Raw genomic sequence first — 15,515 nt, 5'->3', positions numbered from 1 at the left:
GGAGTTCGCGCCGACGCGTCGGGATGCCGTGGCCGCCCGCGGGATTGACAGTACACCTGGGCGCCCTGTTCGGGAGATCACACTTGCGGCGGCGCGACGGACACCCTATCGTAGGCCCCGAGGTTACCCGTGTAACCTGCTGTCAACAGTCAGATTGGACCGAATCAATGGATGATTCCTCCACGGTCGGCGCGCCCGCATTCGTCACTGAGCCCGTCAGCCCCCACGTGACGCGCATACGCGGCCCCTACGACGCACACATGTATCTCGTGACCGGAGATGAGCGGGCACTGCTCATCGACACCGGTTACGGCGTGGGCGACCTGGCCGCCCTCGTCGCCTCGCTGACCGACCTGCCGCTGACGGTCGTGCTGACTCACGGACACGTCGATCACGCCTTCGGCGCCTCGCAGTTCCCGGATGTGCGCATGCACCCCGCCGATCTGCCCGTACTCGCCGAGCATCGGCTCAAGTCCCGCCAGGTTCACGCCGATGCCGCCGCCACCCACGGACACCCCGTGTTTCTGGCTCCGGAGGTGGATCCCTCCCGTATCACCCCATTACATACGGGCGAGCGCCTGGAACTCGGCGGCCTGAGCGTCGCCGTGCTGGCCGCACCGGGCCACACCCCCGGCTCGCTGGCACTGCTGGTGGAGGAGGAGCGGGTGCTCATCACCGGGGACGTCGCCAACCAGTTCACCTTCCTGTTCCTGCCCGAGAGTTCCACGGTCACCGACTACCTCGCGGCGCTGCTGGACCTCAACGCCAGCACCACCGGCGCCTATGACCGCGTGCTCATCTCGCACGGCGCCGGCGAGATCGCCCCGACGGTGCTAGAGGATCTACTGGCTCTGGGCCGTCGAGTCCTGGCGGGAACCGACGACGGCGTCCCCTTCCACTTCGAGGACGTCGACGCCCGCATTGCCCGCGCCGTCACACCCGCCACCGACGACGGACCGCCCGCAGACGATGCCCCCAACCTCGTCTACGACCCGCAACGCCTCTGACTCAACGAGCACACCGTCCCCAAACACAACCCATATCGACATCGGCGTCGGGCCCGCACCTGGTCCGGCGCCGGCACCAAGCAGTTCAAAGGAGAACGTCACATGTCAGTGTCACTAGCAACACGCCACGACGATCCCGACGCCCGCCTCGGCTGGGTCGAGCGCGTGGGATACGGTTCCGGCCAGTTGGGTATTAACGCCATCAACGGAATTCTCGGCTCGTTCCTGACCGTGTACTTCACGAACGTCGCCTTGCTGGACGCGGCCGTCATCTCCACCATCATCGCCGTCTCCAAACTGTTCGACGGCGTCTCGGACATCATTGTCGGCAGACTGGTCGACCGGACGAAGTCGAGGCTGGGCAAGGCGCGCAGCTGGCTGCTCAGAGTATGCGTCCCGTTCGCCGTGGCGGTCATGCTGCTCTTCCTGGTGCCGCCCAACTGGCCCGGGGCCGTGAAGTACGTGTACGTGTTCGTCATGTACAACGTGGTCAACGCGGTGTTCATGACCTCGATGCTGGTGCCGTTCTACTCGATGATCTCACTGATGACGCGGAACTCCTACGAGCGCGGTCTACTGGGAAACATCCAGCAGATCTTCCAGACCCTCGGCAACGTCATCGTCAACGCCGTGTTCGTATGGTTGCTCGCGCGATTCTCCTCCGACGCCGCGAACCCCAACACCCAGCAGGCCTACACCCTGACCATGCTGTGCTTCTGCGCGGTGATGGTCCTGCTGGCCCTCGTAACCGTCTTCACCACGAAGGAGCGCGTCCACGAGGGCGGAGGGAGCTCCACCAAGGCCGCCGCCTCGGCCGGCGGCGCCGGCTTCTGGGAGAGCGTGAAGGCCCTAGTAACCAACAAGTACTGGGTGATGATGTTCGTGGCGATGCTGGCGATATTCTTCGTGATCATTTTCAACGCCGTGGGCGCCATCTACTACTGCATGTACGTCTTCTACGACATGAGCCAGTACAGCTGGTTGTCCAACTCGATGGCCATTGCACAGTTCGCCATCATGTTCGCCACCCCATTGCTCATGGCCAGATTCGGCAAGGAGAAGATCTACATCGCCGGCATCGGAATCTCGACACTGGGTTATCTGGGGTTCGGTCTGTTCGGCTTCAGCGTTCCCATCATGATCGTCTGCAACATTCTCAAGGGCCTCGGCCTGGGAATGGCCGGCGGCATGGCAATGGGCATCGTCGCCGACACGCTGACTTACGGCCGGCTTCGCACCGGCATTGATGCCGTGGGCATGGGCAACGCGGGCGTATCCGCGGCGCAGAAAATCGGCATGGGGCTGGGAACCGCGGTCTTCGGGTGGGTGCTGTCCGCCTCCGGATTCGACGGCTCCCTGGATCTGGAGGGGCTGCGCCAGCCCGAGTCGGTTACCACCGCCATCCAACTCATGTTCAACTGGATCCCGTTCACAATGTTCCTGCTCATATTCGTGGCTCTGGCGTTCTCATTCCGCCTCGAACGAGACATTGAGGCGCTGCGCGCCCAGGACGACGCGCAGGAACCTCTGGCAGCGGGCCGACCCGAGTGAACCCCGCGCCGACCAGCCTGCGCCTGAGCCCACCCGAATGACATCATGAGTTCGCGCGCACGCCCGGACGAACACAGCCGTACAAGTCCCGTCCCGGACTAAGGAGCTCCCCATGCAGATCACCCAAACCGGTCCCGCACCCGCCCCCGTCAACCTGACCGTCGACCACCAGCACGCCCCGCTCGGAGTGGCGGTGCCGCGGCCGGTGCTGTCCTGGCAGGTGCCGGGCGAGGCACCCGCGAGCGCCTACGAACTGCAGGTGCGCGGCCTCGACCCGGCCACCGGCACCGCGCTCACACCGCCGGTGTGGGCCACCGGCCGCGTGGAGATCCCCGACCCGCCCGCCTCGCCCTGGCTGCCCTACGACGGCGGGCCCCTGACCTCGGATGCGGACTACACCTGGCGGGTACGCATCTGGACCGACTCCGCCACCGACGCCGAGCCCTCGCCCTGGGCCGACTCGGCCTTCTCCACCTCCCTGCTGGACGGGGCCGACGTCGTCGCCGACTGGGTGGAGCCCACCCAGACGCCGGTGGAACTGGAGCCGGAGGCCTCCTTCGCCACCCTGTTCACCCCGCAGGAACCGGTACCGGCCGGGGACAAGCTGCATCCGGTAAAGCTCGTGCGCCAAGACCTGCCCCGTACCGACGTCGACGCCGCCCCCATCACCCGCGCCCGCCTGTACTTGAGCGCTCAGGGCGTGATCGAGGCGAGTATCGACGGCGCCGCGGTGGGCGACAGCGTGCTCGCACCGGGGTGGACCAGCTATCACACCTACACCGAGTTCGAGGTCCACGACGTCACCGCGGCCCTCACCGACCCCGCCGGGACACCCCGGCCCCATACGTTGGGCCTGCGTCTGGGCGACGGCTGGTTCGCCGGCCGAGCCACCATCACCGGGGAGTCCGGCCAGTACGGCACCCTGCTGCGCGGCTGGTGGCAACTGTCGATCACCCGCGCCGACGGCACCCACCAGACCTGGGGGCCGGACCGCACCGCCCGCTGCACCGAGTCCGGGCCACTGCGCTACAGCGACATCATGATCGGTGAGAAGCGCGACGACCGGATGGCCGCCGCCGTCGCCGGTTGGGACCGCCCCGGCTTCGACGACTCGGGCTGGGATCCGGTGCGCATCATCCCGACCGCCGAGCTGGACCCGGCCACCGCCCTGGAGCCCTTCCGCGGTGAACCGGTGCGCCGCCTGCTGGAGCTGCCCGCCGCCCGGGTGATCACCACCCCGGCCGGGGAGACGGTGCTGGACTTCGGGCAGGTGATCGCCGGGCGGGTGCGGTTGCGCGCCGTCGGCCCGGCCGGCACCGAGATCACCCTGGAGCACTCCGAGCACCTGGACGCCGACGGCAACTTCTTCTCCAACGTCCAGGGCCCGAACAAGGACCAGCGCGACCTCTGGGTCCTGGCCGGCACGGGCACGCCGCAGGCGCCCGAGACCTACGAGCCGACCTTCACCTTCCACGGCTTCCGCTACGCGCGGGTGACCGGCTACCCCGGCGAGCTGCGCACGGGTGACGCGGTCGCCGTCGTCGTCGGCTCGGACCTGGAGGCGGCGGGCGACTTCACCTGCTCCGACGAGCGCCTGAACCGGCTGCACGCCAACACGGTGTGGTCCCAGCGCGCCAACTTCCTGTCCATCCCCACCGACTGCCCGCAGCGGGAACGGGTCGGCTGGACCGGCGACATCCAGGTCTTCGCCCCGGCCGCCACCAACAACGCCCAGGTGCACACCTTCCTGGCCCGCTGGCTGCGCAACGTGCGCGCCGACCAGCTCGACGACGGCCGCGTGGTCATCATCTCCCCCTTCGCCCCGCGGCAGGCGGCCATGGAGGGGCAGCCCGGCATCGGCGGCATCACCGCCGCGGCCGGCTGGGGCGACGCGATCATCCGTGTGCCGCTTACCCTGTGGGAGCGCTACGGAGACGTCGACACCCTGCGCGCCAACTACCCGGCCATGCGAGCCTGGGTGGAGATGCAGTCGCGGCAGGCCGCCACCGAACTGCCGCCCCGCCTGCGCGGCGTCGACTGGGAGGACACGGACCGCACCTCCGGCTGGGAAGCCCTGGATGAGGCCACGACCGCCCGACAGCGACTGCTGTGGAACTCGCGCATGCACTTCGGCGACTGGCTGGCGCCGTCGACCCTGGCCAGTGGCGCCCCGGACGCGATCATGGCGGCGCCGCACCTGACCAGCGAGTTCGTCGGCGCCGCCTTCCACGCCGAGGCGCTGCGCACCCTCGCCCAAGTGGCGCAGGTCCTCGGGCACTCGGACGACGCGGCCGCCTATCGGGAGCGCTGGGAGGCGGTACGGGCCGCGGTGGCCGCGGAGTACATCGGTGCCGACGGCGCCATGGCCCCGGACCTGCAGGGCATGTACGTGCTGGCGCTCGCCTTCGACATCGTCGGTGCCGACGATCCGGACGGCGGCGCGCGGCGTCGGGCCGTGGCGGACCGGCTGGTGCGGCTGGTGCATGAGGCGGGCGACCACCTGGACACCGGCTTCCTGTCGGTGCCGTTCCTGCTGGACGTGCTGGTCGACTCCGGGCATGCGGACGCGGCCTGGGCGGTGCTCATGCAGGACACGGTGCCGTCCTGGCTGTATGAGGTGGCCGAGGGGGCGACCACGATCTGGGAGTCCTGGGACGCCGTTGCCCCGGACGGGACCGTGGGGGCGATGAGCTTCAACCACTACGCCTTCGGCTGCGTGGATGACTGGTTGTTCCGCCGCCTGGGCGGGATCGTGCCGACCGAGCCCGGCTACCGGCGGGTGCGGGTGGCGCCGCTGACCGGCGGGCCGGTGTCCTGGGCGCGCTCACACAGGGACACGCCCTTCGGCCGGGTGGAGGTCGCCTGGGAGCGCGTCGACCGGGCGGCGCCGGACGCGAACAGTGCGGAGGCTGCCGCTGACGCCACAGCCGCAGGGCTCGCCACCCCCGGCTCCACCGTGCGCTACGAGGTGGTCCTGCCGTCCGGCGTCACCGGCGAGCTGGTCACGCCCGACGGCGACGTGCGCGAGTTGAGCAGTGGGCGCACGGTGCTGGTCGCATAACCGCCGCGGGCGAGCCTGGAGCACAGGCTGCAACTTGTTTCATGGCGTTACTGAAAGCATGACAGACTGCACACTCTCAGGACTGGATCGGGTGCCGACCGGTCGGTACATTTATGGGCGTCGGCAGGAACAGCCAGCCGGCCCCGGTCGAAGAACCGGCCGGGAGAACTCAACCGAAAGGAACCGAACATGTTCTTCGACATCGATCTGGCCGTCCGCGCCGCCGCCGCCCGTGAGCGTGAGCTCGAGCGTGCGATTGCCGCCGAGAACGAGCAGCGCTGAAAGCGACTGCAACACGGTGACCGCCTGACGCGGCTCACCCCGCGGGTGCTCCCGCGACGGCCATAAGGCCACGGAATACGCAGGGCGAGGACGAAGAGGTCCTCGCCCTTCTTGCTGTCTTGCTGAGTGAGCCCATCACCGCGATCGGTTGAATGGCTCGGGACGCCGACTTGGCCGCTCGAGGCCGGACTGATTCGCCCGACGCAACTGTTTGCTTCGCTCTGCGATTTGCCCGAGTACATCCGCCTTCGAGCGGACAGGACGCGTTTCAGTCAATTCCAGCGCGTGAGCAATGCCCTCACGCACAACCGGCGCCGACTTCAGCGCACCCGCGCGCTCAACGAGCGAGTCGACCCGCGCAAGCCTCTCCGCCGAGTCTCCGGGGCGGTTGCGCAACTCGGTGAGCACCTCAACGGCGCGCTCCGGCTGCATCCACTCTCCGTCATCGCCCCGTAGATTGTCATAGTGAACGGCGCCGGCGCGATCCACAATCGACAGCCGGTGCACATCCGGGCTCGAAGCGGCGGCACGCAGGGTCTGCGGTGTTCCCATCAGGCCCGCGTCGTGGGCCGCCAAGGGCGTCCAGCGCGCAGCCCTGCCAGTCTCCAACGCCGACAGATAGCGGTCTATGCATCCCGTCCACGAGTCGAAGGCACTCACACCCAGCGCTACCAGGTGCGTGCGGGCACCCGCCTTCGCGAACTGTGTCAGCGTTCCGAGCGTGGTCTCCGGACGCCGCAGGGTTCCTTCCACCACCGCCGAGTAACCGTGCTCGGCGGCGTAGGCCAGCGCCTGCCCAACCAGCCAGCCGGACAACTCCGCCGTCGCTGCGGGCATCGCCTCCGGGTCCGCGGAACGCGATAGAGCAGGAAAGTCCGGGTGGAACTGCCGCAGATCGTCGCCGGCGATATCGACAAATGACGCACCGGGGTAAAACTCACGCAGCGCTGCGCCAATCGCGCGCGTCTTCCCAGCACCAGGTTGAGCGCCCACAGATAGCAGCACTGGTGACGGCGACGGAGCAGCGCTAGCGAATAGCCGAGCACATGCTCGGTCCCAAGCCCTCCGCTTGGTTACCTCGTCCATCATGCAGCTGCCGAAGCAGGTCTGGCAGCACGTGCGTAACGTAGCAACTGAAGGGTGCGGTCCCACTGCGTCATAGTTGCCACGATCATCGCGCGATCATTCGGGTTAACGGCCTGCCGCTCATTTTGAAGCAGGCGGCCCTGCTCGTCCCAAAACTCCACCGCCTCCGCGTCACCCGCATCCTCGGCCGCATACGCCAGAGACACGTACTCGCCGCCGAGCCGCGTGCCACACTCGTAAAACACGTCGTACAGGACCGACAGCTCCGTCGTCGACCAGTCCTTGCCGCTCATGTTGGCTCCTTCCGCCCCACTATCGAGTCTAGCGCCGCGGGCGTGGTCCGACCCGATGGCCCGCCCGCGCTTCGGACCGCCGGAGCGGCGCCGTCGGCTTCACGGCCCGACGACGCCGCCGGCGTTTCCGGCTACCGGCTCAGGCACGCCCCGTTGGACAGGGCGATTTCCCCGAGCACATGGGCGCTGGGCTTGGGGGCGCGCGCCTGCGTGTCCCGGTCGACGGCGATGATGCCGAACTTGGGACCGTAGCCGAAGATCCACTCGAAGTTGTCCATGGCCGACCAGCACATGTAGCCGCGCACGTCCACGCCGTCGGCGATCGCGGCGCCGACCTCGCCGATGGCGGTGCGCAGGAAGTCCACCCGCTGGGTGTCGTCCTCCGTGTTCAGCCCATTCTCGGTGACGTAGATCGGCATCTTGACCGCGTCCCAGGCCTGCCGGACCACGGCGCCGATCGCCCAGGGCCAGATCTCCTCCCCGCCCTGGTTGAGCACGGCGCCCTCTTCGGGCGGCACCGGCCCATCGGGGCCCAGCACCGTGCGGTTGTAGGTCTGCAGCCCGACGAAGTCGTCGCCCTCGCTCACGCGCAGGTAGCGCAAGTTGTTCTCCTCGTTCATGCGCGCCACCCGCTCCTCGCCGCCGGGGGCCGCGTGGAAGTCGGAGTTGGCCAGCGTCCAGCCGACCTGCATGTCGGGCTTGACCGCCTTGATGGCCTGGACGGCGGCCTTGTGGGCGGCGCACTTGATCTCGTAGGCCTGCGGCGTGGCCGAGAGCTGGAAGCCGGCGACCTTGTCCGCCGTCGTCCCCAGGGCGCGGGCGGCACCCTCCCAGGTGGGATTACCGAACCGCTGGGCGGGCTCCCGCTCGCACATGCCCATCTCACCCAGCAGGATGGCGAGGTTCGGCTCGTTCATGGTGCAGGCGATGTCGAACAGGTCGCCTAGCTCCTCGGTGACGCGGCGGCAGTAGCGGGCGAACAGGGCCGGGGTGCCGGCGTCCTCCCAGCCGCCGCGGGCGATGATCCACTGCGGGGAGGTGAAGTGGTGGTAGGTGACGATCGGGGTGAGCCCGTACTCGCGGCAGGCGCGCAGCATGTCGCGGTAGTGGGCGATGGCGACGGCGGAGAACTCGCCCTCGGCCGGCTCGATGCGGCTCCACTCCAGGGAGAAGCGGTAGGAGTTCAGCCCCAGGGAGGCGAGCAGGGCGATGTCCTCCCGGTAGCGCGTGTAGTGGTCGCAGGCGTCGCCGGAGGACTCGGCGTACATGGTGCCCGGTACGTGCTCGTACAGCCAGACGTCGTTGTTGACGTTGCCGCCCTCCACCTGGTGGGAGGCGGTGGCAGTACCCCACAGGAAGCCCTCGGGGAAGGGCGTGGTGGGGGCGGTCGGGGCGGGTGAGGATGCAGGGGTGGTCATGGGGCGATTATCTCCGTGGCGTAGTCGGTGGTTGGGGGGAAGCCGCAACGAGTGCGGCGGGTTGCGCGGCGGGGCCGAGCCCGCCCGGCCGACCGGCGACGGCGGTCGGCGCGGGCCGGCCGTCGTCGGCACGGTTATTTGACGCCCTTGATGAGGGGCATGAGCAGGGCGCCGATGAAGCAGAACACGGCGGCGATGCCCCACAGGAGGGGGTAGTTGTCGTTGTGGGCGCCGAGGATGGTCGGAGCGAGCGCGGGGACGATGACCGTGGGCAGGTTCAGCGCCAGCCCGAACACCGCCATGTCCTTGCCGGCATCGGCCTCCGAGGGGAGCACGGCCGCACACAGGGCCAGGTCGACGGTCAGGTACATGGCCTGCCCCATGGCGAACAGGCACCAGGCCACGGTGAAGATGGTGAAGTTGCTGGACATGGCGGCCATGACGAGGGCGCCGGCCATAATGACCGCGGCGAGCGCCACCAGCGGTCTGCGTACACCCAGTTTGTCCGAGAGCCAGCCCGAACCGGTGAAGAAGATGATCGAGATCGGTGCGCTCATCAGGGACAGGTGTCCGGCGAGCTTGCCGGCCGACTCCGGGTCGTTGTGCAGGCGGATGATCAGGTAGAGGACGAAGAAGTTCAGGAACGAGGTCATGGCGATGCCGGCGAGGAAGCGGGCCAGCCAGACCCAGCCGAAGTTCGGGTACTTGAGCGGGTTGACAAAGAAGTTGGTGAAGATGCTCAGCAGCCCTCCCTGAGGCACTTCCGCGGCGGTGTGCTGCGGGTCCTTGTACAGGACCAGTAGCGGGATGATGCACACGATGGCGAGGAATGGCGGGATGCACATCAGTAGGACCGTGTTGCCCACGAAGGCGGAGGCGATGTAGGCGGCGGCGGACATGGCCAGCGCACCGCACAGGCCCATGAACCCCATGACCCGGCCACGCATGTTGGCGGGGATACCCTCGACGGGGATTACGGCGTAGGCATTGAAGCCGGCCTGGGCGAAGGTGAGGCCGACGACGTAGGCGGGCACAATGATCGCGGGATTCTCGGTCACGCCGATGAGGTAGAAGCACGCGGTCGCCACGAGATAGCCGATGACGATCCAGGGCTTGCGGCGGCCCCAGCGGCTGGTGGTGCGGTCGGACAACGAACCGATGAGTGGAATCAGGGGCAGCATCAGGAGTGCCGCCAGGGACGTCGCCGTTGAGTACGTGGCGGTCGCGGTGTCCTCGGAGATGATCGACAGGCGCAGCTGCAGCACCGTGCCCATACCCATCATCATGATGTAGCCGCCGATGGCGCCGATGATCACCAGCCAGATGGTCTTACGCGGACGGCCGAACTTGGCGGTGATGCGGGCGGTCTCCTCGTCCTCCGGGCTCATGGCCGCGGCCTGAGCGGAGTACGCGCCCTCGCCGGTAGGAGCTTCGTGGTTCTCCGCAACCACGGCGGAGGCGTAGGGATCTTCGGCACCTTCGTACCTGCTGCTGGGTGGGGTGGTCATTGATCGTCCTCGATATGCGGCCGGCAGCGGTGCCGGCGACGGCGCGCTCGCGCGGTCCGCGGCGCCTAACAGGCACACCATAACCCAAGTTGCACCATGTTGGTCAAGATCTACATCACTTCCAAGTTGGTCTGTATCCACCGCGCCCATCCGTAGGCCCGTTCACCCGTACCCCACCGAGCCCGGCGACCCCGCCGGCGATCAACTAGGCTTAGCGCCCGAGCCGACCGCTCCCGCGTGGGCCCGGCCCCCGCACACACCACTGGCCAGAGACGAGGTTGACAGTGTCCGCTTCAGACGCCGTCGCCCCTCCGGACGGGCGCACGCGCTACGCCAACGGGGAGCGCCGCCGCGCCGCCATCACCGACGCCGCCATGGAGGTCTTCGCCGAGCAGGGCTACAACAACCTCTCGCTGCGTCAGATCGCCGACGCCGTCGGGGTGAGCCACACCCTGCTGCGCCACCACTTCGGCAACAAGGAGAAACTGCTTGAGGCGGTTCTGAAGCGGCGCGAGGAGACCGAGTCCGAGTGGCGAGCCACCCTCTTCGCCGAGCACGGCCTGCTCGAAGCGCTTCCCCTGGTCATGGAGCACAACGCCACGATTCCCGGCCTCATCCAGCTCGACGCCGTCATGCGCGCCGAGGCGGTCAACCCCGAGCACCCCGCACACGACTACATCGTCGGCCTGGCCCGGCGTTTCCGGGCGGCGGTGCGCGCCGACCTGGAGGGCGAACGCGACGCGGGGCGGCTGCGCACCGACGTCGACCTGGACCTGGCCGCCATGCAACTGACGGCACTCATCGAGGGCGTGCAGGCGGAGTGGCTGCTGGACCGCGACGTCGATATGGCCGGCGTCGTACGCGACTTCGCCGAACACCTGCGCAAGGCCTAGCCGCCCAGCCCCCGGAGCCGTCACCCGCTGCCGAGTTTCCGCAGTCCTGGCGGCGGTCTCTACCACGACCCTGGAGTGCATTCCACGACCTCGGTGACACTCCACGACCTTGGGGTACATTCCACGACCACCCCGGGGTCGTGCAACAGGCACCAAGGTCGTAAAACCCCGCCCGGGGTCGTGCAGTACACGGGACGACGCAAGCACCGCGGACTCCTGGGGCAGCGACGGCGGTACGGGACGGTCCGGGCTCCGCAACATCGGCCGCTCCAAGGTCAACACCTGACGGAGAATCACTCACCTTGAGGTGCCACGAGGCTCTGAATACCGTACTCAGGCGGGCAGCACCGCCACACCACGGACCCCAATCAACCGACGAGAGGAACACCCATGCAGATCGGAATTATCGGAACCGGCAATATCGGCGCCAGCATCGTGCGCGCATTGAGCGCCGCCGGGCACGACGTCGCCGTCGCCAACTCCCGCGGCCCGCAGACCATCCCGGCCGACCTACTCGTTGACGGCGCCCGTCCCGTCACGTCCGCGCAGGCGGTAGAAGGCGCCGAGGTGGTCATCCTCTCGGTGCCGCTCAGCGCGATCCCCACGCTGGCGCCGCTTCTGTCCGATCTCCCCGAGGACGCGACCGTCATCGACACCTCGAACTACTACCCGGGTCGAGACGGCGAAGACCTCCTGCCCGCCGGTACGGTCGAAAGCCTGTGGGTGTCCGAGCAGCTGGGCCGTCCCGTCGCCAAGGCATGGAACGCCATCGGCTCCGCATCACTGGCCACCAAGGGCGCCCCCGCGGGAACCCCAGGCCGGATCGCACTGCCCGTGGCCGCGGACCGGAGCATCGACATGCAGCGGGCCAGGGCACTGGTCGAGGAGACGGGCTTCGACGCCTACGACGCAGGACCCTTGGCCGAGTCGTGGCGCCAGCAGCCAGGGACGCCCGCATACGGCACGGACCTGACGCTCGACTCGCTCCCCGGAGCTCTCGGCCGTGCCGACGCCGAGCGCGCCCCGGAGCGGCGCGACCTGGTGGTCGGGGTGTTCTCGAGCTGGCTCGGCGCCGGCGTGAACCCGGACGCGCAGTGGGGCGTCGCCGTCGCACGTCTCATCTGCGGCGGTCCCGCCGGCGCTGCCGACGACTCCACGGCGGAGCACTAGCCGGCCCGAAACGCGTGGAGCGGGCAGTGCTCGCTCCACGCGTTTCGGCACGCCGTTCTCGCGGTCCATCCCGACCGCGCACGCGGAAAGGTTGACGAATCCCCCGCGGGCCGAATACGCTCACACCAATTCGTGAAACGGTTCAACGATGATCCGGAGGACCCCGTGACCACACACCAACCCAGCCAGCCCGCCGCCTCCGCCAAGAGCTCGAGCTCAAGCACTCCGCTCACAGCCGACGCCGCCGCGCCCGACGCCACCGATCCGGTCGGCCCCCTGGCCGCCCCACACCGGCTGCGCGTGGATCACCAGCGCCCCGACCTGTCCGTCCTCGGCGGCACCGGCCCCACTCCCGCGCTGTCATGGGAGGTGCCGACCGCCCCCGCCGGATGGAGCCAGGCACATGCCGAAATCGAGATCGTCCGCGCGAACGTCGGCGCACTACCCGCCGCCCCGCAGACCTTCAACCTGGAGGGCGCCGACGCACTGTTCGTTCCCTGGCCCGCCCCGCCGCTGAGCTCACGCGAGAGCGCCGCCTGGCGGGTGCGCGTTGCCGGGGAAGACGGAATCTGGTCGCCCTGGTCGGCGCCCGCCGTCGTCGAGACCGGCCTGCTGAGCCGCGACGGCTGGACCGCCCGCCCCATCACCGCACCCGGCAACCGACGCACCGATCCGGCACCAGTCATGGTCCGCCGCCTCACCGTCCCCGCCGGCACCACCACCGCCCGCCTACACCTGACCGCCGGCGGCATCTACGAGGCCTTCATCGACGGCGTCAAGGTCGGCGCGGACGAGCTCGCCCCGGGCTGGACGGAGTACTCCCGGCGCATCCTCGCGCAGACGCACGACGTCACCACCGCGCTGACGCCGGGCGAGCACGAGCTCGCCGTCGTCCTGGGCAATGGCTGGTACCGCGGCCACCTGACCTGGGCGATGCACGAGGCCGTCTATGGGGAGGACCTGTGGCTGCTGGCCCAGGTGGAGCTGAGCGACGGGCAGGACACCACCGTCATCGGCACGGATGAGGCGTGGACCTGGCGCCCCTCCAACGTCACCGCCAACGACCTGTACAACGGCCAGTCCACGGACCTGCGCCTGCCGGCGCTGGGCGAGGCGGAGGCCGAATCCCCGGTCGCCACCCTCGACCTGCCCGAAGCGGCGCTGGAACCGACCACGCTGCCGCTGCCCACCGTCGTCGGCGAGGTGCGGCCCGTGGAGGTCATCACCACGCCGTCGGGCAGGCGCATCGTGGACCTGGGGCAGAACCTGACCGGGCACCTGCGCCTGACCGTCCCCGGCGGCCACGCGGGGGACGTGGTCACCCTGCGTCACGCCGAGGTCCTCGAGCACGGCGAGCTGGGCACGCGCCCGCTGCGCCACGCCGAGTGCACCGACCGTGTCACCCTGGCAGGTACCGGCACCGTCGAACGGCCCGAGGTCTTCACCCCCACCCTCACCCAGCACGGCTTCCGCTACGTGGACGTGGAGGGCTTCCCCGGCGACGACGACGCCCTGCTCGCCTCCGTCACCGCCCGCGTGGTGTCGGCCGGGATGGAGCGGGCGGCCTGGTTCGCCAGCTCCCAGCCGCTCGTGGACCGGCTGGTGGAGAACACCCGCTGGTCCACGATCGACAACTTCATCACCGTGCCCACCGACTGCCCGCAGCGCGACGAGCGGCTGGGCTGGACCGGTGACATCGGCGCCTTCGCCCCCACCGCCCTGAGTCTGTACGACGCCGCCGCCTTCCTGAACTCCTGGACGAAGGACCTGGCCGCCGCCCAGACGCCCGATGGCGCCCTGCCGGTGGTCTCCCCCGACGTGCTCGGCGGCAACAAGCTGACCTGCGCCTGGGGCGACGCCATCACCCTGGTGCCCTGGGCGGTCTACGAGGCCACCGGGAATCCGGCTGTGCTGGCGGCGAGCGTGGAGGCGATGAGTTGCTTCGTCGACGGCGTCGACGCGGCGGCCGGGGCCTCGCACCTGTGGCGGGGCGGCTTCCAGTTCGGTGACTGGCTGGATCCCGACGCGCCGCCGGAGGAGCCGGCCGCCGCCAAGGCCGACCCGGATGTGGTGGCCACCGCCTATTTCGCCCGCAGCGCCGACATCACCGCCCGCGCCTGGGCGATCCTTGGCGACGCCGAGCGCGCCGCCCACTACGAGGCGCTGGCCGCGAGCGTGCGGGAGGCGTACCTGGATGCCTACGTCACCGCCGACGGGCTGATCCTGTCCGACTGCGCCACCGTCTACGCCCAGGCACTCGCCTGGGACCTGCTGGACACGCCGCGGCGCGTGAACGGTGCCGGACGGCGCCTGGCCGACCTGGTGCGGCTGCGGTCCTTCCGGATCTCCACCGGCTTCGTCGGCACCCCGCTGGTGCCGGCCGCACTGGTCAAGGGCGGCCAGGCCGCCACGGCCTCCCGGCTCGCGCTGGAGCGGGAGTGCCCCAGCTGGCTGTACCCGGTGACCATGGGGGCCACCACCATCTGGGAGCGCTGGGACTCCATGCTTCCCAACGGGGACATCAACCCCGGGGAGATGACCAGCTTCAACCACTACGCCCTGGGTGCCGTCACCCAGTGGCTGATCACCGACCTGGCGGGCCTGGACGTCGTCGGCGCCGGCGGCCGGGCGCTGCGGGTGGCCCCGCAGGTGGGGCACGGCTTCACCTCCGCGAGCGTGGTGCGGCGGCTGCCGCTGGGCACCGCCCGCACCGCCTGGGAGATCGACGGCGACGTGCTGCACGTGAGCATGCAGGTACCGGTGGGGGCGAGTGCCGAGCTGGTGCTGCCCGGCGCCGCGCCGGAGACGCTCGGGCACGGCGTGCACGAGCGCACGGTGAGCTTGCCCGAGCAGCTGCGCGACGGCGGTCGAACGATCCGCACGGTGCGGGACCTCATGGACGATGACGCGGCCTGGGCGCGCGTGGTGGAGGCGGTGGCCGGCAAGCACGGCGCCTACATGGCCGACCCGGCCGCCACCCTCACCGGCTTCCTCGCCCACGAGCTCGGCTCGACCGCGAAGGTGATCCCGGGCGCGGCCACCATGTATGGCTTCATCCCCGGCATGGAGGCGGTGCGGGAGGCGCTGGATGGAGTGATCGCGGAGGTGGCGCCGGACGCGCCGGAAGTCCCCGCCGCCCAGCAAGGCTGACCCCCACCCCCCTCCGCCGAGGTCGGTGGATCTTACACACCGAGGTCGGTCGACATGGCGGTGGTCCGGGAGCCCTCCCGCGATCCCGGACCACCG

10 protein-coding genes are annotated in these 15,515 nt (G+C 69.4%); 6 read left to right on the top strand and 4 right to left on the bottom strand.

Annotated elements, in window-relative coordinates; all coding sequences use genetic code 11:
- The first annotated feature begins 167 nt into the window (after positions 1 to 167).
- The 3 genes from DRB06_RS01925 (at position 168) to DRB06_RS01915 (ending at position 5,619) form a co-directional block, all read left to right on the top strand.
- A complete protein-coding gene (locus tag DRB06_RS01925) occupies positions 168 to 1,007 on the top strand; it encodes an MBL fold metallo-hydrolase (RefSeq protein WP_181575163.1) in 840 nt (279 codons plus the stop codon).
- Between the two features lie 102 nt (positions 1,008 to 1,109).
- Positions 1,110 to 2,558 (top strand): MFS transporter, encoded by a 1,449-nt coding sequence (locus DRB06_RS01920; protein ID WP_111818999.1) that lies wholly within the window; start codon positions 1,110 to 1,112, stop codon positions 2,556 to 2,558.
- A gap of 112 nt (positions 2,559 to 2,670) precedes the next feature.
- A complete protein-coding gene (locus tag DRB06_RS01915) occupies positions 2,671 to 5,619 on the top strand; it encodes an alpha-L-rhamnosidase (RefSeq protein WP_111818998.1) in 2,949 nt (982 codons plus the stop codon).
- A gap of 417 nt (positions 5,620 to 6,036) precedes the next feature.
- On the opposite strand, the gene DRB06_RS01910 is transcribed toward DRB06_RS01915, so the two are convergent.
- From DRB06_RS01910 to DRB06_RS01895, 4 genes are all read right to left on the bottom strand, one after another.
- Positions 6,037 to 6,987, bottom strand: a complete 951-nt coding sequence (locus tag DRB06_RS01910) for a zeta toxin family protein (protein WP_258522115.1) — start codon at positions 6,985 to 6,987, stop codon at positions 6,037 to 6,039.
- Positions 6,987 to 7,280, bottom strand: a complete 294-nt coding sequence (locus DRB06_RS01905) for a hypothetical protein (RefSeq protein WP_111818996.1) — start codon at positions 7,278 to 7,280, stop codon at positions 6,987 to 6,989. Before DRB06_RS01905 ends, DRB06_RS01910 begins: the two co-directional genes overlap by 1 nt.
- 131 nt (positions 7,281 to 7,411) lie before the next feature.
- Positions 7,412 to 8,698, bottom strand: coding sequence for a glycoside hydrolase family 1 protein (locus tag DRB06_RS01900; protein WP_111818995.1), 1,287 nt, complete (start codon positions 8,696 to 8,698; stop codon positions 7,412 to 7,414).
- Between the two features lie 134 nt (positions 8,699 to 8,832).
- The gene (locus tag DRB06_RS01895) at positions 8,833 to 10,206 is read right to left on the bottom strand and encodes an MFS transporter (RefSeq protein WP_181575161.1); all 1,374 of its coding nucleotides are present in this window, start codon (positions 10,204 to 10,206) and stop codon (positions 8,833 to 8,835) included.
- Positions 10,207 to 10,490: 284 nt separating this feature from the next.
- Between DRB06_RS01895 and DRB06_RS01890 the strand changes: the two genes are divergently transcribed.
- From DRB06_RS01890 to DRB06_RS01880, 3 genes are all read left to right on the top strand, one after another.
- Positions 10,491 to 11,099: a TetR/AcrR family transcriptional regulator gene (locus DRB06_RS01890; protein WP_073329043.1), complete on the top strand. Its 609-nt coding sequence runs from the start codon at positions 10,491 to 10,493 to the stop codon at positions 11,097 to 11,099.
- 324 nt (positions 11,100 to 11,423) lie between these two features.
- Positions 11,424 to 12,269 (top strand): NADPH-dependent F420 reductase, encoded by an 846-nt coding sequence (locus DRB06_RS01885; protein WP_256329130.1) that lies wholly within the window; start codon positions 11,424 to 11,426, stop codon positions 12,267 to 12,269.
- Positions 12,270 to 12,434: 165 nt separating this feature from the next.
- Positions 12,435 to 15,419 (top strand): alpha-L-rhamnosidase, encoded by a 2,985-nt coding sequence (locus DRB06_RS01880; RefSeq protein ID WP_220092952.1) that lies wholly within the window; start codon positions 12,435 to 12,437, stop codon positions 15,417 to 15,419.
- Positions 15,420 to 15,515: the final 96 nt, after the last annotated feature.

The sequence above is a fragment of the Actinomyces sp. Z5 genome, assembly GCF_003287795.1.
Classification (GTDB): domain Bacteria; phylum Actinomycetota; class Actinomycetes; order Actinomycetales; family Actinomycetaceae; genus Actinomyces; species Actinomyces glycerinitolerans.
Note: the sequence above shows the minus strand (reverse complement) of the source record. Positions and strands in the feature narration are given on the sequence as shown.